This is a genomic window from Oxalobacteraceae bacterium OTU3CAMAD1 (genome assembly GCA_024123915.1).
In the GTDB taxonomy this organism is placed as follows: domain Bacteria; phylum Pseudomonadota; class Gammaproteobacteria; order Burkholderiales; family Burkholderiaceae_D; genus Rugamonas.
This window is the reverse complement of the sequence record CP099650.1, coordinates 1,504,502-1,527,702: the sequence shown is the minus strand read 5'-3', so window position 1 is coordinate 1,527,702 and position 23,201 is coordinate 1,504,502. Positions and strand designations below refer to the sequence as shown.

Sequence of the window (23,201 nt, the reverse complement as noted above, 5' to 3'; positions counted from 1 at the left end):
TTGGCGCGGCGCCAAAGCGGGGATATTAGCACGCGCCCCCGCCCTCCCGATCAACGGCGCCGGCGGGGAGCCGGCGCAGTCCTGTCCGGCCCGCTTACAGGTCGGTGATTTCCTTGTGGCGCGGCACCAGCGCCTTCATCACGCACCACGCCACCAGGTAGGCCAGCGCGCAGATGCCGAACATGATCATGTAGCCGGTGCGGATGTCGTTGACCGATTTGTAGTAGTCGAACACCCAGCCTCCCAACTTGGTCAGCGCCACGCCGCCGATGCCGCCGGCCATGCCGCCGATGCCGATCACCGAGGCCACCGATTTTTGCGGGAACATGTCCGACACGGTGGTGAAGATGTTGGCCGACCAGGCCTGGTGCGCCGAGGCGCCCACGCCGATCAGCAGCACCGGCACCCAGAAGCTGATCGCGCCGAGCGGTTGCGCCAGCAGCACCACCAGCGGGAAGAAGGCGATCACCAGCATGGCTTTCATGCGGCCGTCGTACGGCGCGTAGCCGCGCGACATGAAGTAGCTGGGGAACCAGCCGCCGCCGATCGAGCCGATCATCGTCATGCTGTACAACACGGCCAGCGGCACGATGATGGCGTCGCCCTTCATGCCGTATTGCGCCGACAGGTAGGTCGGCAGCCAGAACAGGAAGAACCACCAGACGCCGTCGGTCATGAATTTACCGAAGGCGAAGGCCCAGGTCTGGCGGTATTTGAGCAGCTGGAACCACGATACTTTTTTGGCGGCGGCGGCCGACGCTTCTTCGGTTTTCTCGACCGGCTGCACCGAATCGCTGCGGATGTAGGCCAGCTCGGCCTTGGACAGGCGCTTTTGCTGCTCCGGCTTTTCATACAGCCACAGCCACACCGCCATCCACAGGAAGCCCAGCGCGCCGATGATGACGAAGGCCGACTGCCAGCCCCACGCGGCGGCGATCAGCGGCACCGTGATCGGCGCCAGGATGGCGCCGACGTTGGCGCCGGAGTTGAAGATGCCGGTGGCGAAGGAGCGTTCCTTCTTCGGGAAGTATTCGGCGGTGGCCTTGATCGCGGCCGGGAAGTTGCCGGCCTCGCCGACCGCCAGCACCGCGCGCGAGATCATGAAGCCGATGATCGACGGCACCAGCACCACGCCGAAGGCGGCGCCGATGACGGCCGCGCCCTCGCCCATCGGCACCGAGAACGCGTGCAGGATGGCGCCCAGCGACCAGATGACGATGGCCAGCACGTAGGCGGCCTTGGTGCCGATCTTGTCGACCACGCGGCCGGCGAACAGCATCGAGATCGCGTAGACGAACTGGAAGGCGGCGGCGATGTTGGCGTAGTCGGTGTTGGTCCAGCCGAATTCCTTGGACAGGTCCGGGGCCAGCAGGCTCAGTACCTGGCGGTCCAGGTAGTTGACGGTGGTGGCAAAAAACAACAGTGCACAGATGGTCCATCGGTATTTACCGACGGATTGGCCCACCGCATGCGGAGTTACTGGCTCGCTCAGGTTCATGGCATCACTTATGTTTTGGTTTTTGGTGATGATCTCTCGGTCTCCACGAGATCACCTTAGTCGTATGTCATCGTACAACTATAAAACTTGATAAGCAAGCACAAAGATAAGCCGTTTGACACGGCAACGCGCAGGAAGATGATTGATTCACGCTGCCCCGGCAGGGCAGCGTTGTAGGACGACCTCAGGCCGCCTGCGCGGTGCGTGCGTCTCCGGTTTTGACCAGCAGCAGCGCGACCAGGCTGATCACCGCCGCGCCCGACAAATAATAGCCGACGTACTGCAAGCCGTAATTGGTCGCCAGCCAGGTGGCGATGTACGGCGCCAGCGAGGCGCCGAGGATGCCGGCCAGGTTGAACGTCAGCGAGGCGCCGGTGTAGCGCACCTCCGGCGGGAACAGTTCGGACAGGATGGTGCCCAGCGGGCCATAGGTCATGCCCATCAGCGCCAGGCCGAGCGACAGGAACACGGTGATCTGGACCAGGCTGCCGGAGCCGAACAGCGGCGCCAGCGCCAGTCCGAACACGGCGATCGCGGCCGAGACCCAGATCAGGGTCGTGCGGCGGCCGTAGCGGTCGGCCCATAGCGCGGCGACCGGGATCGTCAAGCCGAAGAACAGCACGGCGATCAATTGCTGGATCAGGAAGTCCTTGCGCGTGAATTTGAGCGCGGTGGTGCCCCAGCTGAGCGCGAACACCGTCATCAGGTAGAACAGCACGAAGGTGGCCAGCGCGATCAAGGTGCCCAGCACCAGCACGCGGGTATGGTCGCGGAACACGGTCACCACCGGCACCTTGACGCGCTCGTTCTTGTCGAGCACCTTCTGGAAGTCCGGCGTTTCATGGATTTTCAGGCGGATATACAGGCCGACAATCACCAGCAGCGAGCTGGCCAGGAACGGGATGCGCCAGCCGTAGCTGAAGAACTCGGCGTCGGTCAGCACTTCGCTCAGCAACAGGAAAATGCCGCCCGACAGGAAGAAGCCGATCGGCGCGCCCAGCTGCGGGAACATGCCGTACCAGGCGCGCTTGCCCGGCGGCGCGTTCTCGGTCGCCAGCAGCACCGCGCCGCCCCACTCGCCGCCCAGGCCGAGGCCCTGGCCGAAGCGGCACAGCGCCAGCAGCGCCGGCGCCAGCGTGCCGATCTGCGCGTAGGTCGGCAGCATGCCGATCACGACGGTCGAGATCCCCATCATCAATAGCGCCGCGACCAGGGTCGCCTTGCGGCCGACGCGGTCGCCGAAGTGACCGAACACGGCCGAGCCGACCGGACGCGCGAAGAAGGCGATGGCAAACGTGGCCAGCGACTGCAAGGTGGCGGCGGCCGGATCGCTGGCGGGGAAGAACAGCTTGGGGAACACCAGCACGGCGGCGGTGGCGTAGATGTAGAAATCGAAGAATTCGATGGTGGTGCCGATCAAGCTGGCGAACAACACCGTGGACGGCTTGTTGGTCTTGGACGATCCCGGTTGAGACTTGCTCATGCGTGAGGCTCCTGCGGATGGGTGGTGCGCCTCATCATACACACCCGGTCCGCAGCTTGCCAAGCAGATATGATTGCTCTCGACAACGGCTTAGTGATCGATTTGCGACAGTCCGGCGGCGATCTCGTCGCTCTTGAGCGGACGCACCACGCGCGCCACTTCCTGGCCGTCGCGCAGGAAGATCAGGGTCGGCCACAGCTTGACCTTGTAGGAGCGGCCCAGCGGACGGCCCGGACCGTCCTCGACCTTGTAGTGGGTGACGGCGCCGCGGCCGGCCATCGCCTGTTGCAGCGGCGGCTGGGCGGCCATGCAGTGGCCGCACCAGTTGGCGCCGAACTCCAGCAACGTGGCGCCGGGCATGGCGTCGATGTCGGCGCGCTGCGGCGCCTCGGCGATGTAAACAGTTTTCATTTAAACAGTTTTCATTTGGTCTTGAACTTGGCACATGGATCGGTGCGCTGTTGCGGTTTGAGCTGGTGGACCACGTCGTACAGGCCGCCATCCTTGTTGCCGCCCTCGACGAAGCCCTCGCTGCGCACCGTCAGTATAGGCTCAATCCGATTGAGCCAGCGCGCGACACCGATGTCCTTGCGCACGTGGCCGTTGCCGGCGATCAGCACCACGTCGCGCGGCCGCTGGTCGCGCACGATCTTGGCCATCCAGATGTCGCGGGCGACCTGGGCGTTGACCATGCCCTCGATCATCATCTCCGGGGTCATATTGCAGTGGCCGATGGCGATCTCCTTTTGCTGGGCGGCCCGCACATCCGCCGGCAGCGGCTGGTCAAGCCGGTAGTCCTTGATGCTCTGCGGGTCGAACGTGGCGGTGACGCCGTCACGCACCGCGCGCGAGGCGTCGGCGCGCGACAGGTTGCCGGCCACCAGCGGCAGGTGGTAGGTCAGCGCCAGCTGGATCACCGGGTAATACAATTGCCAGTCCCAGCGGGCGCCGTTGACGACGCGGATCACGCATTGCGCGTCGAGGCAGCCTTTTTGCGCCTTGTTCAGCAGATCCTGGTCTTCGCGGTCGAATTGTTCCATGACGATGGCCGGCCGCCACCCGCCCTCCACCCGTTGGCGCAGCAGGTCGTAGCGCAGCCGGTGCCCCTGGGTGTTGTCATGCACTTCGCCCAGCAACAACACTTGCGGATTGGGGCCGACGGGGATGGCGGCGGCCTCCCCGGCCTCAGGCACCGGGCCGGGACGGGCACCGCCGCCGGCGCAACCGGCCAGTGTCAGCGTCCCTGCCAATATTGCCGTAAATCCAATTGTCCGCCACCTTTTTTTATATGTGGATATCATTCCGCTCCTCACGTCTGAGTCCGCAAGAAACGCGCGGCGCAAACCGGACGAGTCCGCCTGTTGTTGCAACGCAATATTAAATTTCTTTGGCATAAACACAGATAGCAATATGTTATGAATTGTGGTTTAATAGTCTTTGTGCAATAAATGTCCAACGCATTGCGGCAGCGAGTCTAAGGTGTCTGCATTAAATTGCTGTTAAGACCCGCCCCCGCAGTATTGCCCTAGGAGTAAATTATGAAAATAACACCGCTTTTAACATCCCTGCTATTCGCGCTGAGCCTGACCGGCGCGGCGCACGCAAAGGTCGACGCCGCCCCGGCAGCGCCTATCGCACCTGCAACAATCGAAGCTGAAAAATGCGTGCCGAACGCGGCCTCTTCCTGCCTGGGCGCGGACGACGCGGCAGCCAGGGACGACGACAATGTCGATCTCGCCACGCTGCCGAAAACCAATCCGGCGCAGCAGATCGACGCCGCAGCCTCGGCGGTGCCGGAACCGCAAACCTTCGCCATGATGGCGCTGGGTTTGGCGCTGCTGGGTTTCTCCTCGCGTCGCCGCAAGCCGTCGGACAAGTTCGAGAACTAAGCGTCGCCCGTCCGCGGCACGACAAAAATCCCGCCCGGTGCGGGATTTTTTTTGCTCTTTAGTAACAAAGCGATCGTATATTGCTGATGGCGACGCCCTGGGCGACGGCGCGGAACACGCAGCCGAGCTTGCGCCAGCCGTCGTCGGTGAGCATCACCGCGCCCAGCGCCAGCGCCAGCGCGACGGCCAGCACGATCAGCAAACCTTTGATGGCGTCCTTATTCATGCTGACCCCGGTTGGCGCGGCGTGGACGGCATCGTTCAGCGTCAAGCGCCGCGTTAGGCGGCGTCCGCCAGTGTGTAGTCGAAATCGTAGTAGTGCTTGCCGCCTTCGATGCGGATATTCAAGGTGCCGGTGAGCCCTTCGAGCCCGTCGCGGCCCGAATCGGGCACCACCGCCACCGCCAGGCTGGGCGCGCCGCGCTCCATGATGCCGCGATGGTGCAGCAGAAAGTTGCCGCGTTTGCCGTCGAGACTGCCCTCGACCCGTTCGATCGCCACGTATACGCCCGAGCCCAGCGCGCTGTCCATATAGGCCAGCATCTCGCCCTTGCCGGTGGCGGCCAGCGCGCCGTGGTATTGCTTGTCGAGCGACATGCGGCCAACGCCGGTGTCGGCGGCCACCTCCGACGTCGATTCCGGCCGCATCTTGACGCTGAATTCCCCTGTGATCCTGTTCATCGTTTGCTCCTTTCTAGGCGGGCAGGCGCGTTTCGGCCTGGCCGCTGGTGTCGTCGACCGGCGTCACGCACGGCATGCGCAGCGTGAAGCTGGCGCCGTGGCCCAGCACGCTGGCGACCGTGACCGTGCCGCCGAATTGTTTGGCCATCAGGTTGAACACGATGTTCAGCCCGAGCCCGGTGCCGCCCTGTCCGCGCCGCGTGGTCACGAACGGATCGAACACCTTGTCCAGCATTTCCGGCGCGATGCCCTTGCCGTTGTCGCTCACCCGCATCTCGATCCAGTCGCCCTGGCGCACCACGTCGATGGTGATGCGGCCCTCGTCGTCCGGCTCGAACGCGTGGTCGACGCAGTTGAGCGTCAAGTTCGTGATCACCTGCGCCAGCGCGCCCGGATAGCTGTCGAGCATGATATCGGGCGGGCAATCGATGCCGACCGCGATATGCGTCTTCTTCAGCTTGGGCTGGAGGCTGGACACCACCTCGTTTATATAATCGCGCAATTCGAAGCGGCGGCGCGCCTCGCTGACCTGGTCGACGGCGATCTGCTTGAAGCTGTGGATCAGGTGGGCGGCGCGGTAGGCGTTGTTCATGATCAGGCGCGTGCTCTCGGCCGCCGTGTCCAGGTAGCGCATGATGTCGGATTTCTTGATGTTGCCGCCTTCGACGGCGAGTTGCACCTTCTCGGTCGCCTCCATCAGCACCGAGGCGCTGGTCAGGGCGATGCCGACCGGCGTGTTGATCTCGTGGGCGACGCCGGCCACCAGGCCGCCCAGCGAGGCCAGCCGCTCGGCCTGCAGCAGCGATTCCTGCGTGCGGCGCAGGTCGGCCATGGCCTTGGCGGTGGCCTGGGCCGACTTGCGGGCCTCGTCCTCGGCCTCGCGGATGCGCTGGATGTTCGATTTGACCTTGCGCTGGATGGCGTTGAAGCCGCGGATGACCTCGCCGAGCTCGTCGTGGCGGCTGTCGGCCAGCTCCTCGACCTCGTCGCTGCCGCGCGTGGCCAGGTCGAACAGGCCGTCGCGCAGGCGCTTGAGCGGGTCGAACACGATGCGCAGCGACAGGGCCAGCGCCGCCACCAGGATCAGGTCGAGCAACAGCACTTCGATCACCTTGCGGCGCACCTCGGCCGCCAGGGTGGCGTCGATCTGGGCGCGGCTGAAGTTGACCACCACGCGCCCGACGATGACCGGCTTGAGCGCGGCCCCGGCGGCGCCGGAATCGCGGTAGGCCAGGTCGGCCACCACCGGCGTGCCGGCGACGGCGGCGTCGTTCTCGATCGAGCTGATTTTGCCGTCCTCGTGGCGCAGGCGGCCGGAAAACAGGCCGACCGAGGTATCGTAGACGCGGATCGACACCAGTTCGGGCGGCATCATCTCGGCGGCGACGATGTTGTCGACCTTGGCCTTGTCGAGGTCCCACAACGCCGACGGCAGGCTGGTTTGCAACCGGGTCAACACGCCCTGGCGCAGGCGCTGGCTGCTCACTTCGAGTTCGTGACCGAGGCTGTATTGCGCGTAGGTGCCGGAAATGCCCAGCACCAGGGTCACGATGACCACGAAGAGCAGCGTCAAACGGCCTTGAATACCAGACATCGAACAACCTCCCCGACCACGTATTTGACGGCAACGTCCCAATGTACGGTATGGGCTGCATCTTGGCAAGAATTTGGAACCATCGTGGAGCCATCGCCCGGCAACGGCGACCCCGGCCGGCAGACTTCGCCCGCGCGCAATGGTAATATCGTGCAACATGTGGGCCGGCTCCGACGCCGGCGAACAACCCGACATTACCGGAGGCATCATGACGGGCAATTATCATCAACTGGCGATGGCCGAGGTGCGGCCGGGCATGGTCCTGTCCGACGTGCTGCTCGACGTCCAGGGCCATGTGCTGCTGCCGCAGGGCACCGTGCTGACCGAGGCCATGCTGGCGCTGATGCCGCGCCACGGCATCGCCGTGCTGCCCATCGTGCGCGAGGAAGTGGCGCCGGAAGTGGCGCAGGCGGCGCTGACCCGCCACCAGGCGCGCATCGACCATCTGTTCCGCAAAAACGACGCCGACAGCGACAACGACTGGGCCACGGCGCTGCTGCGCCGTTTCGTCACCGATTTCCGGCTGGGCAAACCGGAGCAAGAGCACGCCGAGGAGCGCCCCGGACATGAGTAACACCCTCAGCTACGACGACGTGGTGCGCAACCTCGACGACCTGCCCTCGCTGCCGGCGGTGGTGATGGAATTGCTCAACAGCATAGACCAGGACGATGTCGACATCTCCGTGCTGGCCAAGAAGGTGTCGTACGACCAGGCGCTGACCGCCAAGACGTTGCGCTTGGCCAATTCGTCGCTGTACGGGCTGCAGGTCAAGGTCACCACCATCCAGCAGGCGATCACCTACCTCGGTTTCCAGACCACCCGCAACCTGATCACGGCGGCGGCCGTCACCGGCTGCTTCGCCGAGGGCCATTGCCCCGGTTTCGACCACAAGGCGTTCTGGCGCCACTCGATCGCCACCGCCGCCTGCGCCAAGGTGCTGGCGCGGCAGATGCGCTTCAATCAGGATTACGCCTTCACGGCCGGCTTGCTGCACGATATCGGCAGGCTGGTGCTGGTGTCCTGCTTCCCGAATCAATATTCGATCACCCTGGCCTACCGCGAGGAGCACGACTGTTATTTGCTGGACGCCGAACGCAAGGTGCTGGGCGTCGATCACGTCGACGCCGGCATGGCGCTGGCAGAACACTGGAATTTTTCCGACACGATGCGGCTGGCCATCGGCGGCCACCACGATCCGGAAGCGCCGGGCGCGGGCTTCCTGGCGGCCATCATTCATGTGGCCGACGCCATCGTCCACGCGCTCGATCTGGCGCAGGTGCGGGACGATCTGGTCCCGCCCGTGTCCACGGTGGCGTGGACCGCGCTGGGCCTCGATGAGGAAATCTATCTGCAGCTGTTCCGGGAAACCGAGCTGCAGTATGAAGAAATTTCGATGGTGCTGCTGAGCTAACCGACTACGCTGACGGACTGCCTACTGCACAAGACGCACGAAAAACAAACAAACGCCACCTGCCGGCCGGGTTGGACGTAACGTCAGCCACGGCGCGGCAGGTGCGGAAGCTGCGGGCGCATTAGTGACGCGCGTAGTTTCCGGCCTCGGCCTTTTCTGGACGCTCTTCAGGCTTCGGACGGCCCTGGGCATCGGACAGGCGGTATTTGGTGCGGCGGTCGCCCATCAAATCGCGCAGGTCGCGGATGCTCATGCCGGTCACTTCGTGCATGCGGATCAGCAGCGAGGCGCCGACCGGCAGACGGTGGTGACGGATCTTGCTGATCACTGGCGGAGCCACTTCCAGCAAGCGCGACAGCGCGGCGTCGTTTTTCAGTTGCATCTTGCCCAGCAGGATATCGAGCAGATGGTTGGGGTTGTAGCTTTCTTGGGAAGCAAGAGCGTGGTGTGCCATGATTTTCCTCGTTGGTTGGGTGAAGAGATAGTGCTGGTCGGAACTTAAGGACAACTTAGAATTTATCAATTAACTGCGCCGTTGGATAAGCAGCTAACAGAGCAACTAAATTAACCAGCAGGTCCGATTTGCCTGAATTGCCTTTCGTGCAAGAGAATTCTATGCTTAAAGGGACTGCTCCAGCCGGCGCGCGGTGCGTGAAGATTGTTTGACATCAACCGCCGGCTAGAAAACTTAGCAACTATGCTATTTCATCACATGGGGCCGGAGGGTGTCGCACGCAAGAACTTGTAGGAAATTGTTACATGAAGCAAGTTCATGCAGAGTGACGGTGGCTTTGCTACCGCTCGGCAACTGTGTCATCGGCAGAGCAACATTGAACGAAGTCGGGGCGGCGCCGGCCCGGCGCGAACAGGGTCCGGCCCACGCTTCAAAATGCGGCGCGGAGGCGGTTTGCATCGGTAAATTACGCTAAACTAGCGCCTGTGCGCAGCAGTGCGCCCCATCCCGCTTCATCTCTTAAAAGCATTCCATTGAAAACCAAAACACCCGTTCAGCCGCATTACTTTGTTCCAGAGCCGCTCGACAACTCGCGCCTGGCCCATTTGTGCGGTCCCCTCGACGAAAACCTGCGGCAGATTTCCGCAGCGCTGGACGTCACCATTTTCCGTCGCGGCGAAAAATTCATCGTCAGCGGCCACAATGCCGAACGCGCGGTGCAGATCCTCGAACAGTTCTACGCGGTCGCCAACAAAGTCGTACCAATTGAAGAAGTGCAACTTGCGCTGGTGGAACAGCGCGCCGGCCTGGCCGCCGCAGCCACCGCCGCCGTCGCCGGCAGCACCTCCGGCGCGGGCGGCGACAGCAAGCCGCACGCCGTGGCCGAGGCCCCGTTCGTCGAGCCGGAAATCAACAGCCCGGTGCTGAAGACGCGCCGCGCCGACCTGCGCGGACGCACGCCGCACCAGATCCGTTACCTGCGCAACATCCTCGAACACGACATCAGCTTCGGCGTCGGCCCGGCCGGCACCGGCAAGACCTACCTGGCCGTGGCCTGCGCGGTCGACGCGCTCGAGCGCGACGCCGTCAAGCGCATCATCCTGACCCGTCCCGCCGTCGAGGCCGGCGAACGCCTGGGCTTCCTGCCGGGCGACCTGGCGCAAAAGGTCGATCCGTATCTGCGTCCGCTCTACGACGCGCTGTACGACCTGCTGGGTTTCGACCGCACGCAGAAAATGTTCGAGAAACAAGTCATCGAGATCGCGCCGCTGGCCTACATGCGCGGGCGCACCCTGAACCACGCGTTCGTGATCCTCGACGAAGCGCAGAACACCACCGTCGAGCAGATGAAAATGTTCCTGACGCGCATAGGGTTCGGCAGCAAGGCCGTCATCACCGGCGACGTCACGCAGGTGGACTTGCACAAGAGCCAGAAAAGCGGCCTGGTCGACGCGGTCCAGGTGTTGAAGGACGTGCGCGGCATCGCCTTCAGCCACTTCAACAGCGAGGACGTGGTGCGCCATCCGTTGGTGGCGCGCATCGTCGACGCCTACGAGACGGCCCACAACCACGAAGCCGAGATCGCCCCCCTACTCAAAGCCACCGCTCTTAAAAATGTCCGTAAAAAATAAATTGACCTTGTCGGTGCAGTATCCCGACACCCGCCTGAAGGAAGTGATCACCCGCGCGGCCATCCGCAAGTGGATACAGGCGGCGCTGTTCGCGCCGGCCGAGCTGACCATCCGCTTCGTCGACGCCGAGGAAGGCCGCGAGCTCAACAAGCAATACCGGGGCAAGGACTACGCCACCAACGTGCTGACCTTCGCCTACAACGAAGGCGAGGAACTCGACGAGGACGCGCCGACCCGGGCCGACATCATCCTGTGCACCGACGTGCTGGAGAAGGAAGCGGCCGAGCAAAAGAAATCGGTGGAGGAGCACACCGCCCACCTGATCGTGCACGGCGTGCTGCACGCGCAAGGCTACGACCACGAGGACGACGAGGAGGCGGCGGAGATGGAAGGCATCGAGACGGAGCTGCTGGCCGAACTCGGTTACGCGGATCCGTATGCCGCCGAGAAAGCCGCCTAAGCGCCCATCGTCGGTTAAAACGCATGGTTTTTTTGACAAAAACGGCCCTGCCCGACCTTTTGGTGTATCCTATACCCCTTCAAAACAATGGCTCACGCCTACTATGCAAGAGCACTCTAGTGGCGTCAAGACTGACGCCAAACCCCATCGGTCACTGTTTGAACGCCTGACCGCACTGATTTCCCCCGAGCCAGAGAATCGCGCGGAACTGCTCGAAGTTCTGCACGACGCCCACGAACGCAACCTGATCGACGCCGACGCCTTGTCGATGATCGAAGGCGTGTTCCAGGTCTCCGACTTGTCCGCCCGTGACATCATGATTCCCCGCTCGCAGATGGATGTCATCGACATCTCCAAGCCGATCGAGGAATGGATGCCGCAGGTGCTGGCGACCGCCCACTCGCGCTTCCCCGCCATCGAGGGCGAGCGCGACAAGGTGATCGGCATCCTGCTGGCCAAGGACCTGCTGCGCTACTACGCCGAAGAATCCTTCGACGTGCGCGACATGCTGCGCCCGGCCATCTTCATCCCCGAGTCCAAACGCCTGAACGTGCTGCTGCGGGATTTCCGCGCCAACCACAATCACATGGCGATCGTGGTCGACGAGTACAGCGGCGTGGCCGGCTTGATCACCATCGAGGACGTGCTGGAGCAAATCGTCGGCGACATCGAGGACGAATACGACTTCGACGAGGAAGAGGACAACATCCTCTCGATCAAGGAAGGCGTGCACGGACCGCGCTGGCGCATCAAGGCGCTGACCGAGATCGAACAGTTCAACGAGGAGCTGGACACCTCGCTGCCGGACGACGACGTCGACACCATCGGCGGCCTGGTCGCCAAGCACTTGGCGCGCATGCCGCACAAGGGCGACATCTTCGACTACCAGGGCATGCGCTTTGAAGTCTTGCGCGCCGACGCCCGCCAGATCCACGTGCTGCTGGTGGAAAAACTGCCGGCCGCCCCCGACGCCGGCCCGGGCGCCTCGCAATAATGCGCTTTCGCCGCGCCAATCCGAACGATCCGCCCAAGCCGCAACGCAGCACCAAAGGTCGGATGATCATCACCATGCTGGCCGGCGCGATGTGCGTGTTCGCCTTCGCGCCGTTCGGCTGGTGGCCGCTCGAGATCCTCGGCCTGGCGACCCTCTTCTATCAAGTGCTGCGCAGCGCCGACGTCAAAAGCGCGGGCCTGATCGGCTGGGCCTTCGGCTTCGGCTGGACCGCCGCCGGCACCCACTGGCTATACGTGTCGCTGCACGACTTCGGCGCCATGGCCGCGCCGATCGCCGTCGCCGCCGTGCTGCTGCTGGCCTGGGGCATGGGCTTCTACGTCGCCCTGGCGATGGGCGGCGCGGCCTGGCTGCGCAAGCGCTGGTCGCTGCCGCTGCCGGCCGCCAACCTGCTGGTGCTGCCGGCCATGTGGGCGCTGTTCGAATGGGTACGCGCCTGGCTGTTCACCGGCTTCCCGTGGATGTCGTCCGGCTACGCCCACAATCACAGTCCCCTCGCAGGCTACGCGCCGGTCATCGGCGTCTACGGCCTAGGATGGCTGGCGGCGATCATCGCCGGCGCCCTGCTGCTGCTGCTGCACCGCACCCGCATCAAGGCGGCGGTGCTGACCGTCGCCATCTGCGCCGTCGGCGTCGGCCTGACCTACCTGCAATGGACCTACCCGGAAGGCAAACCGATTTCGGTGCGTCTGCTGCAAGGGAACATCCCGCAAAGCGAAAAATTCGACGGCGCCCGCGTCATCGAGACGATGAAGCTGTACCACGACGCCATCACCGCCGCGCCGGCCGATTTGATCGCCACGCCGGAGACGGCCATCGTCATGCTGCCGCAGCAGCTGCCGCTGGACTACCTGCCCGGCATCGCCCAGTTCCTGACCAAGACCAACAGCAACCTGATACTCGGCATCCCGATGGCCGACAGCCAGACCGCCTATTTCAACAGCGTGATCGGCCTGACGCCGCGCCAGGGCAGCGCTTACTACCGCTACGACAAGCACCACCTAGTGCCGTTCGGCGAATTCATTCCGCTCGGCTTCCGCTGGTTCGTCAACCTGATGTCGATCCCGCTCGGCGACCAGACCAGCGGCGCCGACATCCAGCCGGCCTTCCCGATCAAGGACCAGCGCGTGCTGCCCAACATCTGCTACGAGGACTTGTTCGGCGAGGAGATCGCCGCGCAACTGAACCACCCGGCGCAGGGCCAGAAGCCGGCCACGATGCTGCTCAACGTCTCGAATCTGGCCTGGTTCGGCGACACCATCGCCATTCCGCAGCATTTGCAGATCTCGCAAATGCGCACGCTGGAGACGGGCCGTCCAATGCTGCGGGCGACCAATACCGGCGCCACCGCCATCGTCGACGGCCATGGCGTGGTCCGGCACCAGTTGAAGGTCAACACCTTCGGCACCCTGGCCGCCAATGTCCAGGGCATGGCGGGCAGCACCCCCTTCATCATCTGGGGGAACAAGCTGTTCTTGCTGCTGGCGGCGCTGGCATTGGGTGGCGCCTGGTTTTGGGCGCGCCGCGCAAAAAACCAGGCCAAAGCCGCTTAATCTCTACAGGCTCCCGGCAAAACCCGCTAAAATTGCCCCTTTAGCATAACCGCAACCGCACGTCCCTCGCCCCGCGAGGCGTGCCATCGACCACACAAGATGCTGACATTTCAACAAATCATTCTGACCTTGCAAACCTACTGGGACAAGCAAGGCTGCGCCCTGCTCCAGCCCTACGACATGGAAGTCGGCGCCGGCACCTTCCACACCGGGACCTTCCTGCGCGCCATCGGCCCGGAGCCGTGGCGCGCGGCCTACGTGCAGCCGTCGCGCCGCCCGAAGGATGGCCGCTACGGCGAGAACCCGAACCGCGGCCAGCACTACTACCAGTACCAGGTGGTGATGAAGCCGGCACCGGAAAACATCCTCGACCTGTATCTCGGTTCGCTGGAGGCATTGGGCCTGGACCTGAAACAGAATGACGTGCGCTTCGTCGAAGACGACTGGGAATCGCCGACGCTGGGCGCCTGGGGCCTCGGCTGGGAAGTGTGGCTGAACGGGATGGAGGTGACGCAGTTCACCTACTTCCAGCAGGTCGGCGGCCTCGATTGCAAACCGGTGCTGGGCGAGATCACCTATGGTATCGAGCGTCTGGCAATGTACCTGCAGGGCGTCGAGAACATGTACGACCTGGTGTGGACGACGTGGGAGGAAAACGGTGTGACAAAGACGCTGAAGTACGGCGACGTGTTCCACCAGAACGAGGTCGAACAATCGGCCTACAACTTCGAGCATTCGAACGCCGAACTGCTGTTCGCCCAATTCAACAACCACGAATCGGAAGCCAAGCGCCTGATCGAAGCGCAACTGACGTTGCCGGCCTATGAGCAGATCATGAAGGCCTCGCACAGCTTCAACCTGCTGGACGCGCGCGGCGCCATCTCGGTGACCGAACGCGCCGCCTACATCGGCCGCGTGCGCGCCCTGTCGCGCCTTGTGGCGCAGGCCTACTACGATTCGCGCGAGCGCCTGGGCTTCCCGATGGCCCCCGCCTCCGCCGTTGCTGAACAAACTGTTTAAATAATATGACCCAGACCCTCCTCATCGAACTGCTGACCGAAGAACTGCCGCCGAAGGCGCTCGCCAAACTGGGCGCGGCCTTCGCCGCCGGCATCGTCAACGGCCTGAAAGCACGCGACTTCCTCGAAGCCGACAGCATCGCCACCTCGTTTGCCTCGCCGCGCCGTTTGGCCGTTTCCATCACCAAGGTGCGCGCCACCTCGCCCGACAAATCGATCCGCGAAAAAGTGCTGCCGGTGTCGGTAGCGCTGGACGCCGCCGGCAACGGCACGCCGCCGCTGGCCAAGAAACTCGCCGCGCTGGGCTTCCCCAACCTGACCGTGGCCGACCTGGAACGCGCGCAAGACGGCAAGGCCGAGAGCTTCTTCTACACCTACACGGCGGCCGGTAGTGCGCTGCAATCGGGCCTGCAATCGGCGCTGGAGGAATCGGTCGCCAAGCTGCCGATCCCTAAAGTGATGAGCTACCAGCGTCCGGACGGCGCCACCGTGCAATTCGTGCGTCCGGCCCACAGCCTGATCGCGCTGCACGGCGCGACCGTGCTGCCACTCACCTTGCTGGGACTGACCGCGTCGAACGTCACCGAAGGCCATCGCTTCCTGACCGCGCCGGGCCAACGCGCAGTCACCATCGCCGACGCCGACAGCTACGCCGAAACCCTGAAATCCCAAGGCAAGGTGCTGGCCAGCGTCGAACAGCGCAAGGAACAGATCCGCGCCGACCTGCTGGCCAAGGCCGGCGCCGACCAGGTGCTGATGCCCGAATCGCTGCTCGACGAAGTGACCGCGCTGGTCGAATGGCCGGTGGTCTACGAATGCAAGTTCGAAGAGGAATTCCTGGCCGTGCCGCAGGAATGCCTGATCCTGACCATGCAGACCAACCAGAAATACTTCGCGCTGACGGACGCCGACGGCAAGCTGCGTTCGCGCTTCCTGATCGTTTCCAACATCGCCACCGACACGCCGGCCGCCATCATCGGCGGCAACGAGCGCGTGGTGCGTCCGCGCCTGTCGGACGCCAAGTTCTTCTTCGAGCAGGACAAAAAGAAGACCCTGGAATCGCGCCTGCCGCTGCTCAAGAACGTCGTCTACCACAACAAACTTGGCACCCAGGCCGAGCGCAGCGAGCGTGTCAGCGCGCTGGCCGGCTTCATCGCCACCCAGGTCGGTGGCGACTCCGCGCTGGCTACCCGCGCCGCCAAGCTGTCCAAGGCCGACCTGCTGACCGACATGGTCGGCGAGTTCCCCGAGCTGCAAGGCATCATGGGCACCTACTACGCCCGCAACGACGGCGAGCCGGAAGACGTGGCGCTGGCCGCCTCCGAACACTATCAGCCGCGCTTCGCCGGCGACGCGCTGCCGTCGACCGTCACCGGCACCGCCGTGGCGCTGGCCGACAAGCTGGAAACCCTGGTCGGCATCTGGTCGATCGGCCTGCAGCCGACCGGCGATAAAGATCCATTCGCGCTGCGCCGCCACGCGCTGGGCGTGCTGCGCATGCTGATCGAAAAACGCCTGATGCTGTCGATCCGCGGCCTGCTCGATTCGGCCGCGCAGCAGTTCACCGGCATCGCCGGCTTCAAGGACCCGGTCCTCGAAGTCACCGCCTTCATGCTGGACCGCCTGCGCGGCATCCTGCGCGAGCGCGGCTTCTCGCCGAACGAGATCGAAGCGGTGGTGGCCCAGAACCCGGACCGCCTGGACGACATCGTGCAGCGCCTGGAAGCCGTCAAGGCCTTCGCCGCGCTGCCGGAGGCGGCCTCGCTGGCCGCCGCCAATAAGCGCATCACCAACATCCTGAAGAAGAACGAAGAGGCGCTGACCGCTGCCGGCACCAGCGCCGTCGACCCGGCGCTGCTGCAGGACGAAGCCGAGAAAAACCTGGCCGCCGCCGTCACCCGCGTGCAGCCGGACATCGACGCCGCCTTTATCCGGGGCGATTTCGCCGACGCGCTCAAAACCCTGGCGCAGCTGCGCGACGAAGTCGACGCGTTCTTCAACGACGTCATGGTCATGGCCGAAGACGTCGCCCTGCGCAACAACCGTCTGACACTGCTGTCATCGCTGCATGGCATGATGAACCGCGTGGCCGACATTTCGAAGCTGGCGGCCTAAATGGGTGCGCCGTCCTTGAAACTGATCATCCTCGATCGCGACGGCGTCATCAACCATGATTCGCCCGATTTCATCAAGTCGCCGGCCGAGTGGATCCCCATCCCCGGCTCGCTGGAAGCGATCGCCCGCCTGAACCAGGCCGGCTATCGCGTGGTGATCGCGTCGAACCAGTCGGGCATCGCGCGCGAGTTCTTCGACATGACGATCCTCAACGCCATCCACGCCAAGATGCACCATCTGGCGCAGCAGGTCGGCGCCGACATCGACGCCGTGTTCTTCTGCCCCCACGCGGCGGCCGACAACTGCGATTGCCGCAAGCCGAAACCGGGCATGTTCAACGAGATCTCGCAGCGCTACAAGGTCAGTCTCAAAGGCGTGCCGGTGGTGGGCGACTCGCTGCGCGACCTGCAGGCCGGCTATGTCACCGGCTGCGTGCCCTACCTGGTCCTGACCGGCAAGGGCGAGAAAACCCAGCAAACCGGCGGCCTGCCGCCCGGCACCCTGGTGTTCCCCGACCTGGCGGCGATGGTGGCCCACCTGCTCAAAACCAGCGTGCCGCCGGCGCTGCACGTCGTTAGCTAACAAGTATTTGGAGTCTGCATTGGGTCATCCCGTATTGTTTTTGCGTTCCCTGATCTTCACCATCATCATGGTGATATCGACCGTGGTCTGGGCGCTGGTGTGCTTCCTGGCCGCGCCGCTGCCGTATAACAAGCGCTTCTGGGTCACCGCCCGCTGGAACGTGTTCATCGTCTGGTGCGCCAAGGTTATCTGCGGCATCCGCTACGAAATCAAGGGCGCCGAGAATTTCCCTGACGCGCCGGCGGTGGTGCTGTCGAAGCACCAGTCGGCGTGGGAAACCATCTTCCTGCTGCCTAACCTGCCGCGTCCCCTGGTGTTCGTGTTCAAGAAGGAAATCCTCTACATTCCCTTCTTCGGCTGGGCGATGGCGCTGCTGCGCATGATCCCGATCGACCGCAAGCAAGGCAAGAACGCGTTCAAGCACGTGGTCCGCCACGGCAAGCGCCGGCTCGCCGACGGCCAATGGATTATCATGTTCCCCGAGGGGACGCGGATTCCCGTCGGCCAGGCCGGCAAGTACAAAAGCGGCGGTACGCGCCTCGCCATCGCGACCGGCGCCGTGGTGGTGCCGATCGCGCACAACTCCGGCGAGTGCTGGCCAAAAAACTCTTTCATCAAACGGCCCGGCCTTGTTACAGTATCGATAGGTAAGCCAATTTCGCCAGAAGGACAAACTCCGGACGGCATGATGCAACAGGTGGAAACTTGGATAGAATCAGAAATGCGCGTCATTTCGCCCCACGCCTACAACGCTGGCTAGACGATCTCGCCACGTTGGTAAAGCCGGCGTCGCCGCAAGACGACGCCAGCCAACTTGACCTGTTCGCACGGGAGGCGCTGGCGCAGGGCCAGGGCCAGCCTTCCTCCACCAAGCCTGTCTATACGTCGCCGGTTTGGTCGGTGCCTCCTACTTCCAGCAAGCCTCCTCCGATTTCCCCTTATATAGCACCGCCGGTAGCGCCAGTTGTTGTTCCCCCGACCACGGCGGTCCCGGTCAAGCCGCGCGTGGCGCCACCGCCGTCCGAGCAGCCGCCGACGGCCAAGCGCCAGTTGATGGTCGGTGAATTCATCCTCGAGTATGAACTGCGCCGCTCGACGCGCCGCTCGATCGGCTTCATGATCGACGACGACGGCCTGCGCGTGACGGCGCCCAAGCGCATCACCATCGCCGAAATCGACAACGCCATCCGCACCAAACAGCACTGGATACTGAGCAAACTCAAAGAGCGCCGCGAGCGCCGCGCCGCGCGGTTGCAAAAGCCGCCGGTGGAATGGATCGACGGCGCGCAGATTCCGTATCTGGGCGCCGACATTACCCTGCGCCTGCTGGTGGGCGGGCGCAATCGCACCAGCTACAATCCGGCCACGCGCGAGCTGTCGATGGTGCTGGTACCCGGCGCCACCGAAACGCTGCTCAAGGAGCGCGTCAAATCATGGTATCAGCAGGAGGCCAAGGTGCTGTTCGAGCAGCGCCTGGACCTGTATGCGGGCCGCCTGGGCGTCAGCTACCACTCGTTCGGCCTGTCGTCGGCCGGCACACGTTGGGGCTCGTGCACGGTCGACCGCAAGATCCGCCTGAACTGGAAACTGATCCACTTCTCGCTGCCGCTGATCGACTACGTGGTCGCCCACGAACTGGCCCATACGCTGGAAATGAACCATAGCGCCGACTTCTGGAACACCGTCGGCCGCATTTACCCCGAGTACGACGAAGCGAAGAACCTGCTGCGCAAACGGGCGCAAGAGTTGCCCGTGCTGTTCGCCTGAAATAACTCTATTTACCCCTCTTCCAACGCGATCTTCCAGCTTACTGCTGAGTTCGCTCTAGTTTGTTACTTTCATATTGCACTGCACAATTTTATTGCCCTACGGAATTACCTGTGGTATTTTGTCTCATGTTTGACTTGATTCGAGTCAAAAAAACGGCAAATTGTGTCACTACACGGGGGTTATATGGGTCAGGCAAGTGCAACCAAAAAGATGGGTTTGGTACTGGGTGGCGGTGCGCCAAATTCACCATTGATAGCGGGTGCACTGGCTGCATTCCTCGACCAGGAGGTCGAGTTTGACGTGATTTCCGCCTCGGGCGCGGGCGTGCTGATGGGCCTGCTCTACACGGCGCCGCTGGAAGGTTCGCCGCGCGAGGCGCTCAAGCGCTGGGCCGACACCGGCGTGGCCGACACCATCTACAAAATGATGCCAGTCAATTACAAGCTGTTCCATAAACCGGGCAAGGAAGCGGACGCCTTCCGTGGCGCGTTCTCGCCCCAGGCCGGCAATTCGATGTTCCCGGGCCTGCAAAGCGTGCTGGGCGGTTCGGTGCCATGGGCCGACTGGACCCAGCTGATGATGTCGACGATGTCACCGTCGAACCTGTCGTCGAAAAGCCTCGGTTTGTGCGCCCACGCGCCATTCCTGGAAGGCACGATCGATTTCTCGGCCATCTCGGGGATGAAGCCGGAGTTCTACATCAACGCCTACAACCTGAACCAGCACAGCATGAAGATCTGGGACAAGCGCGAGATCCAGGTCGAGCACGTGCGCGCGGCGCTGTCGTTCCCGTTCCTGTACGCGCCGACCACGATCGACGGCGAGGACTATATCGAGGGCGCGGCGCTGGAAACCTTGAATTTCGACCCGTTCATCGAAGGCAAGGGCGACCATGTGGATACGGACGTGCTGGTGGTGCTCGACATCCTGGGCGACGAACGCCTGCTGCGCAAGCCGCGCGACCTGTACGACTCGTGGGTCGGTTCGATGATCACGCCGTTGGTCAACATTTCGAAGCAGCAGCTGCGCTTGTTCGAGCTGGAGCACAACACCGATCACAAAACCGGTGAGCCGAAGCGCCACATGCTCAAACTGGAATTGATGGCCGCCGTGCCGGATCAGCACATTCCGTACACGATGGATTGGTCGATGTCGAATATGCAATTATTGTTCGATGTCGGCTACAAGGCGGCGACGCGCTTCTGCCGTCAGAACGCCGACGTGTTGCGCTTCGCGGAAGATACGGAGCTGGCTGCTTAAGCACGCGCAACTGGCGGCTCATGGCGGATTACGGCGTGCCGCCTAATCCGCCCTACGTGTCTCCGAAGTAAATCTTACTTACGCGAACTCTGCTTACCTCTAAAACACGTAGGGCGGATTAGCGCAGCGTAATCCGCCGCGAGCCCCCAGCGGCCCGTCCAAAGTTCGTATTCCTTGCTTAAGTTCAATCGGATCGGGGTCTCGTGCAGGCCGGTCTACAATGATTCGACCACCATTTCTCGGAGGCGATCATGAGCGAAAACCCACCCATCAATCCAGGCGACGAAGCGGCCGCCGGTACGCCCGGCACCGGCGACGACGTCTGCCCGATCTGTCACGGCACCGGCCGCATTCTGGACGAGGACGACACCATCCCGTGCAGCAACTGCGGCGGGACCGGCATCATTACCGAAGGGATCGGCGGCGGCTAAGCGTGGTCCGACGACCGCCGGATCAGCGCCTGAGCAGCGGCGCCAACAGCGCCAGGGTGCGGCGGGTGGCGCCACGGTACTGGTTGGCGAACGCCAGCGCGCCCCGCCCCATCGTGGCGCGCGCCGCGTCGTCGCGCAGCAAGCCTGCGGCCGCGGTCACCAGTCCGGCCGCGTCGGCCACGCGCTGGGCGCCGCCGGCGGCCAGCGCGTCCTCGGTCGATTCGGCGAAATTGAAGGTATGCGGCCCGACCAGCACCGGCTTGCCCAGGGCTGCCGGCTCGATCAAATTCTGCCCGCCCAGCGGCAACAGGCTGCCGCCGACAAAGGTGCAATCGCACGCCGCGTAATAGGCGAACATCTCGCCCATCGAATCGCCCAGCAGCACGTCGATGTAAGCTGGAATGGAACCCTCGGCCGCACCGTCCAGCGCCAGCTGGCTACGTCGCTGCACATTGAGCCCCGCCTCGCCAACCATCTTCGCCACTTCGTCGAAACGCTGCGGATGGCGCGGCACGATCAACAGCAGCACATTGACCGGCAGCTCGGAACGCGCCTCGCGCACCGCCGGCAATATCAGCGCCTCCTCGCCTTCGCGCGTGCTGGCGAACAGCAGCACCGGACGCGCGCCGATGGCCTTGCGCAGCGCCGCGCCGATGGCCAGCGCCGCATCCGGCACCACCACGTCGAACTTGATGCTGCCGGTGACTTCCACTTGCTTGACGCCGAGCGAGCGCACCCGCTGCGCGTCGGCCTCGGTCTGCGCCGCGACCAGCGAGATGCCGTGCGCCGCGTCCAGGATCAGCGAGCCGAGACGCCCCGCCTTGCGCAGCGAGCGCTCGGACAGGCGCGCGTTGGCCAGCACCACCGGCACGCCGCGCGCGCCGCAGGTGGCGATCAGGTTCGGCCACACCTCGGTCTCCATCAGAATGCAGACAGCAGGTTTGAAATGCTTGATGAAGCGGCCCACCATGGTGCCGGTGTCATACGGCAGATACGACTGGACCAGCCGCGCGCCATGTTTGGCGAACAGCGACTTGCCGGTGGCGCGCCCGGTCGGCGTCATATGGGTCAGGATGATGCGGCCGTTTGGATACTCGGCCAGCAGGGCGTCGATCAACGGCTCGGCCGCGCGGGTTTCGCCGACGGACACCGCGTGCACCCACAGCACCGGCGCGGCGCTGGAAGAAGCCGAAGCGGCGCCGTAAAACCCCAGCCGCTCGCCCCAATGTCCACGATAGCCGGGCTCCTTGCGGCCGCGCAGCCACAAACGCGCCAGCACCAGCGGCATGGCCAGCCACCACATCACGGAATAGAAAATACGCATGAAACTCAGCCCAGCAAACTCCTGGCCGCAGCCAGTACTTCGGACACGGAAGGCGGCGCGCCGCGATCGCCCAGATTGATGATGCGCGGCGACCAGTTGCCCTCGGTCTTCCAGCGCGGCGAATCGGCGTAGATTTCCACCGTCGGCCGCACGAAGGCGGCGGCGATGTGCGTCAAGCCGGTATCGACGCCGATCACCAGGCCCGCATGGCGCGCCAACAGCATGGCGTCGGCCATCGACAGCTTGGGCAGCACGCGCGCGTTCGGCAGGTTGGCCGCCAGATGCCCGGCCTCGGCCTGTTCCTTCTGCGAGCCCCAGGGCAGCAGGATAGGCATCGGCGCCAGTTCGCGCCCCAGCGCGATCCAGTTCTCCGGCGCCCACTTCTTCGGATCGCGCGCGGTGCCGTGGAAGTACACCACGTATGGTTCGGCCGGCATCCACGCCGGACGCGGCTCGCTTGCCGATACCTCCGGCAGGCCGAAATCGGCCGGCGTGTCGACCTGGTAGCCCAGCGCGGCGGCGGCCACCAGGCGGCCGCGCGCCACCGCGTGCGTGCGCGGGTCGGTCGGAATACTCAGGTTATGGAAAATGCGGGAGACGCCCTCGTAGCCCGAGCCCTCGCTGCCGTTGGCCAGGCCGACCTTGCGGCCGCCCTTGACCACCCGCGCGGCGCCCATGATGATGCCGGTCTTGAGCAGCCCCTGGGTGTCGAACACGTAGTCGTAGCGCTGCTGGCGCAGGGTGCGGAAGAAAGCCTTGATCTCGGCCCGGGTCTCCGGCTTGCCCAGGCTTTTGCGCCAGCGCCGCAGCGCGAACGGAATGATGGTCCGCACACGGGCGTTGAGGCGCACCAGGCTGACGTAGCCCTCCTCCACCACCCAATCGATGTTTGCGTCGGGGAAGCGGCGGGCGATGTCGGCCACCATCGGCAGGTTGTGCAGCACGTCCCCCAGCGAGGAGACGCGCACCAGCAAGATGTTGAGCGGCTTAGGCTCGGTGTTGGGCTGGCCCGCGCCCGGGTGCGGCGACATCG

The 23,201-nt window shown here is 64.0% G+C and carries 24 protein-coding genes; 14 read left to right on the top strand and 10 right to left on the bottom strand.

The window, feature by feature from the left end:
• Positions 1 to 94: 94 nt before the first annotated feature.
• The 4 genes from NHH88_06465 to NHH88_06450 form a co-directional block, all read right to left on the bottom strand.
• Complete coding sequence (locus tag NHH88_06465; protein USX15424.1) at positions 95 to 1,498, bottom strand: MFS transporter; 1,404 nt, start codon at positions 1,496 to 1,498, stop codon at positions 95 to 97.
• Between the two features lie 184 nt (positions 1,499 to 1,682).
• Complete coding sequence (locus tag NHH88_06460) at positions 1,683 to 2,981, bottom strand: MHS family MFS transporter (protein ID USX15423.1); 1,299 nt, start codon at positions 2,979 to 2,981, stop codon at positions 1,683 to 1,685.
• A gap of 90 nt (positions 2,982 to 3,071) precedes the next feature.
• The gene (locus NHH88_06455; protein USX15422.1) at positions 3,072 to 3,392 is read right to left on the bottom strand and encodes a thioredoxin family protein; all 321 of its coding nucleotides are present in this window, start codon (positions 3,390 to 3,392) and stop codon (positions 3,072 to 3,074) included.
• Between the two features lie 11 nt (positions 3,393 to 3,403).
• Positions 3,404 to 4,231, bottom strand: coding sequence for a ChaN family lipoprotein (locus NHH88_06450; protein ID USX15421.1), 828 nt, complete (start codon positions 4,229 to 4,231; stop codon positions 3,404 to 3,406).
• A 288-nt stretch (positions 4,232 to 4,519) separates the two neighbouring features.
• On the opposite strand from NHH88_06450, the gene NHH88_06445 reads away from it, so the two are divergent.
• Positions 4,520 to 4,870, top strand: coding sequence for a PEP-CTERM sorting domain-containing protein (locus NHH88_06445; GenBank protein ID USX15420.1), 351 nt, complete (start codon positions 4,520 to 4,522; stop codon positions 4,868 to 4,870).
• Between the two features lie 58 nt (positions 4,871 to 4,928).
• On the opposite strand, the gene NHH88_06440 is transcribed toward NHH88_06445, so the two are convergent.
• From NHH88_06440 to NHH88_06430, 3 genes are read right to left on the bottom strand one after another with little or no spacing between them, the layout of a single operon-like run.
• A complete protein-coding gene (locus tag NHH88_06440) occupies positions 4,929 to 5,096 on the bottom strand; it encodes a hypothetical protein (protein ID USX15419.1) in 168 nt (55 codons plus the stop codon).
• A gap of 53 nt (positions 5,097 to 5,149) precedes the next feature.
• The gene (locus NHH88_06435; GenBank protein ID USX15418.1) at positions 5,150 to 5,551 is read right to left on the bottom strand and encodes a DUF3224 domain-containing protein; all 402 of its coding nucleotides are present in this window, start codon (positions 5,549 to 5,551) and stop codon (positions 5,150 to 5,152) included.
• Between the two features lie 13 nt (positions 5,552 to 5,564).
• A complete protein-coding gene (locus NHH88_06430) occupies positions 5,565 to 7,145 on the bottom strand; it encodes a HAMP domain-containing histidine kinase (protein USX15417.1) in 1,581 nt (526 codons plus the stop codon).
• 208 nt (positions 7,146 to 7,353) lie between these two features.
• Here NHH88_06430 and NHH88_06425 point away from each other — a divergent pair, with 208 nt between their 5' ends.
• Positions 7,354 to 7,719 (top strand): hypothetical protein, encoded by a 366-nt coding sequence (locus NHH88_06425; GenBank protein ID USX15416.1) that lies wholly within the window; start codon positions 7,354 to 7,356, stop codon positions 7,717 to 7,719.
• The gene (locus NHH88_06420) at positions 7,712 to 8,557 is read left to right on the top strand and encodes an HDOD domain-containing protein (protein USX15415.1); all 846 of its coding nucleotides are present in this window, start codon (positions 7,712 to 7,714) and stop codon (positions 8,555 to 8,557) included. Before NHH88_06425 ends, NHH88_06420 begins: the two co-directional genes overlap by 8 nt.
• A gap of 121 nt (positions 8,558 to 8,678) precedes the next feature.
• Here NHH88_06420 and NHH88_06415 read toward each other — a convergent pair whose 3' ends face one another.
• Positions 8,679 to 9,011: a hypothetical protein gene (locus NHH88_06415; protein ID USX15414.1), complete on the bottom strand. Its 333-nt coding sequence runs from the start codon at positions 9,009 to 9,011 to the stop codon at positions 8,679 to 8,681.
• 533 nt (positions 9,012 to 9,544) lie between these two features.
• Between NHH88_06415 and NHH88_06410 the strand changes: the two genes are divergently transcribed.
• From NHH88_06410 to NHH88_06360, 11 genes are all read left to right on the top strand, one after another.
• On the top strand, positions 9,545 to 10,642 hold the full coding sequence (locus NHH88_06410) for a PhoH family protein (GenBank protein USX15413.1): 1,098 nt from the start codon (positions 9,545 to 9,547) through the stop codon (positions 10,640 to 10,642).
• Positions 10,626 to 11,102 carry an rRNA maturation RNase YbeY gene (gene ybeY / locus NHH88_06405; GenBank protein ID USX15412.1) on the top strand — a complete coding sequence of 159 codons (477 nt, stop codon included), beginning with the start codon at positions 10,626 to 10,628 and terminating at the stop codon, positions 11,100 to 11,102. Before NHH88_06410 ends, ybeY begins: the two co-directional genes overlap by 17 nt.
• Positions 11,103 to 11,205: 103 nt before the next feature.
• The gene (locus NHH88_06400) at positions 11,206 to 12,096 is read left to right on the top strand and encodes a CBS domain-containing protein (GenBank protein USX15411.1); all 891 of its coding nucleotides are present in this window, start codon (positions 11,206 to 11,208) and stop codon (positions 12,094 to 12,096) included.
• Positions 12,096 to 13,667 carry an apolipoprotein N-acyltransferase gene (gene lnt / locus NHH88_06395; GenBank protein USX15410.1) on the top strand — a complete coding sequence of 524 codons (1,572 nt, stop codon included), beginning with the start codon at positions 12,096 to 12,098 and terminating at the stop codon, positions 13,665 to 13,667. Before NHH88_06400 ends, lnt begins: the two co-directional genes overlap by 1 nt.
• 99 nt (positions 13,668 to 13,766) lie before the next feature.
• Positions 13,767 to 14,687 (top strand): glycine--tRNA ligase subunit alpha, encoded by a 921-nt coding sequence (glyQ, locus tag NHH88_06390; protein ID USX15409.1) that lies wholly within the window; start codon positions 13,767 to 13,769, stop codon positions 14,685 to 14,687.
• A 5-nt stretch (positions 14,688 to 14,692) separates the two neighbouring features.
• Complete coding sequence (gene glyS / locus NHH88_06385; GenBank protein USX15408.1) at positions 14,693 to 16,801, top strand: glycine--tRNA ligase subunit beta; 2,109 nt, start codon at positions 14,693 to 14,695, stop codon at positions 16,799 to 16,801.
• A complete protein-coding gene (gene gmhB / locus NHH88_06380; protein ID USX15407.1) occupies positions 16,802 to 17,383 on the top strand; it encodes a D-glycero-beta-D-manno-heptose 1,7-bisphosphate 7-phosphatase in 582 nt (193 codons plus the stop codon).
• Between the two features lie 19 nt (positions 17,384 to 17,402).
• The gene (locus tag NHH88_06375; GenBank protein USX15406.1) at positions 17,403 to 18,143 is read left to right on the top strand and encodes a 1-acyl-sn-glycerol-3-phosphate acyltransferase; all 741 of its coding nucleotides are present in this window, start codon (positions 17,403 to 17,405) and stop codon (positions 18,141 to 18,143) included.
• Positions 18,144 to 18,157: 14 nt separating this feature from the next.
• Positions 18,158 to 19,150, top strand: a complete 993-nt coding sequence (locus NHH88_06370; protein ID USX15405.1) for a M48 family metallopeptidase — start codon at positions 18,158 to 18,160, stop codon at positions 19,148 to 19,150.
• A 213-nt stretch (positions 19,151 to 19,363) separates the two neighbouring features.
• Positions 19,364 to 20,413 carry a patatin-like phospholipase family protein gene (locus NHH88_06365; protein USX15404.1) on the top strand — a complete coding sequence of 350 codons (1,050 nt, stop codon included), beginning with the start codon at positions 19,364 to 19,366 and terminating at the stop codon, positions 20,411 to 20,413.
• A 251-nt stretch (positions 20,414 to 20,664) separates the two neighbouring features.
• Positions 20,665 to 20,844 (top strand): hypothetical protein, encoded by a 180-nt coding sequence (locus tag NHH88_06360; GenBank protein ID USX15403.1) that lies wholly within the window; start codon positions 20,665 to 20,667, stop codon positions 20,842 to 20,844.
• A 22-nt stretch (positions 20,845 to 20,866) separates the two neighbouring features.
• On the opposite strand, the gene waaA is transcribed toward NHH88_06360, so the two are convergent.
• Both waaA and waaC read right to left on the bottom strand, forming a co-directional pair.
• Entirely contained in the window at positions 20,867 to 22,168 is a 1,302-nt protein-coding gene (gene waaA, locus NHH88_06355) for a lipid IV(A) 3-deoxy-D-manno-octulosonic acid transferase (GenBank protein USX15402.1), read from the bottom strand.
• Positions 22,169 to 22,173: 5 nt separating this feature from the next.
• Positions 22,174 to 23,199, bottom strand: a complete 1,026-nt coding sequence (gene waaC, locus NHH88_06350) for a lipopolysaccharide heptosyltransferase I (protein ID USX15401.1) — start codon at positions 23,197 to 23,199, stop codon at positions 22,174 to 22,176.
• Positions 23,200 to 23,201 lie beyond the last annotated feature (2 nt).

Excerpts from the sequence above, each read along its gene's own strand:
- NHH88_06465 (USX15424.1), bottom strand. The coding sequence starts at position 1,498 with ATGAACCTGAGCGAGCCAGTAACTCCGCATGCGGTGGGCCAATCCGTC.
- NHH88_06460 (USX15423.1), bottom strand. The coding sequence starts at position 2,981 with ATGAGCAAGTCTCAACCGGGATCGTCCAAGACCAACAAGCCGTCCACG.
- NHH88_06455 (USX15422.1), bottom strand. The coding sequence starts at position 3,392 with ATGAAAACTGTTTACATCGCCGAGGCGCCGCAGCGCGCCGACATCGAC.
- NHH88_06445 (USX15420.1), top strand. The coding sequence starts at position 4,520 with ATGAAAATAACACCGCTTTTAACATCCCTGCTATTCGCGCTGAGCCTG.
- NHH88_06440 (USX15419.1), bottom strand. The coding sequence starts at position 5,096 with ATGAATAAGGACGCCATCAAAGGTTTGCTGATCGTGCTGGCCGTCGCG.
- NHH88_06435 (USX15418.1), bottom strand. The coding sequence starts at position 5,551 with ATGAACAGGATCACAGGGGAATTCAGCGTCAAGATGCGGCCGGAATCG.
- NHH88_06430 (USX15417.1), bottom strand. The coding sequence starts at position 7,145 with ATGTCTGGTATTCAAGGCCGTTTGACGCTGCTCTTCGTGGTCATCGTG.
- NHH88_06425 (USX15416.1), top strand. The coding sequence starts at position 7,354 with ATGACGGGCAATTATCATCAACTGGCGATGGCCGAGGTGCGGCCGGGC.
- NHH88_06420 (USX15415.1), top strand. The coding sequence starts at position 7,712 with ATGAGTAACACCCTCAGCTACGACGACGTGGTGCGCAACCTCGACGAC.
- NHH88_06415 (USX15414.1), bottom strand. The coding sequence starts at position 9,011 with ATGGCACACCACGCTCTTGCTTCCCAAGAAAGCTACAACCCCAACCAT.
- ybeY (USX15412.1), top strand. The coding sequence starts at position 10,626 with ATGTCCGTAAAAAATAAATTGACCTTGTCGGTGCAGTATCCCGACACC.
- NHH88_06400 (USX15411.1), top strand. The coding sequence starts at position 11,206 with ATGCAAGAGCACTCTAGTGGCGTCAAGACTGACGCCAAACCCCATCGG.
- lnt (USX15410.1), top strand. The coding sequence starts at position 12,096 with ATGCGCTTTCGCCGCGCCAATCCGAACGATCCGCCCAAGCCGCAACGC.
- glyQ (USX15409.1), top strand. The coding sequence starts at position 13,767 with ATGCTGACATTTCAACAAATCATTCTGACCTTGCAAACCTACTGGGAC.
- glyS (USX15408.1), top strand. The coding sequence starts at position 14,693 with ATGACCCAGACCCTCCTCATCGAACTGCTGACCGAAGAACTGCCGCCG.
- gmhB (USX15407.1), top strand. The coding sequence starts at position 16,802 with ATGGGTGCGCCGTCCTTGAAACTGATCATCCTCGATCGCGACGGCGTC.
- NHH88_06365 (USX15404.1), top strand. The coding sequence starts at position 19,364 with ATGGGTTTGGTACTGGGTGGCGGTGCGCCAAATTCACCATTGATAGCG.
- NHH88_06360 (USX15403.1), top strand. The coding sequence starts at position 20,665 with ATGAGCGAAAACCCACCCATCAATCCAGGCGACGAAGCGGCCGCCGGT.
- waaA (USX15402.1), bottom strand. The coding sequence starts at position 22,168 with ATGCGTATTTTCTATTCCGTGATGTGGTGGCTGGCCATGCCGCTGGTG.
- waaC (USX15401.1), bottom strand. The coding sequence starts at position 23,199 with ATGTCGCCGCACCCGGGCGCGGGCCAGCCCAACACCGAGCCTAAGCCG.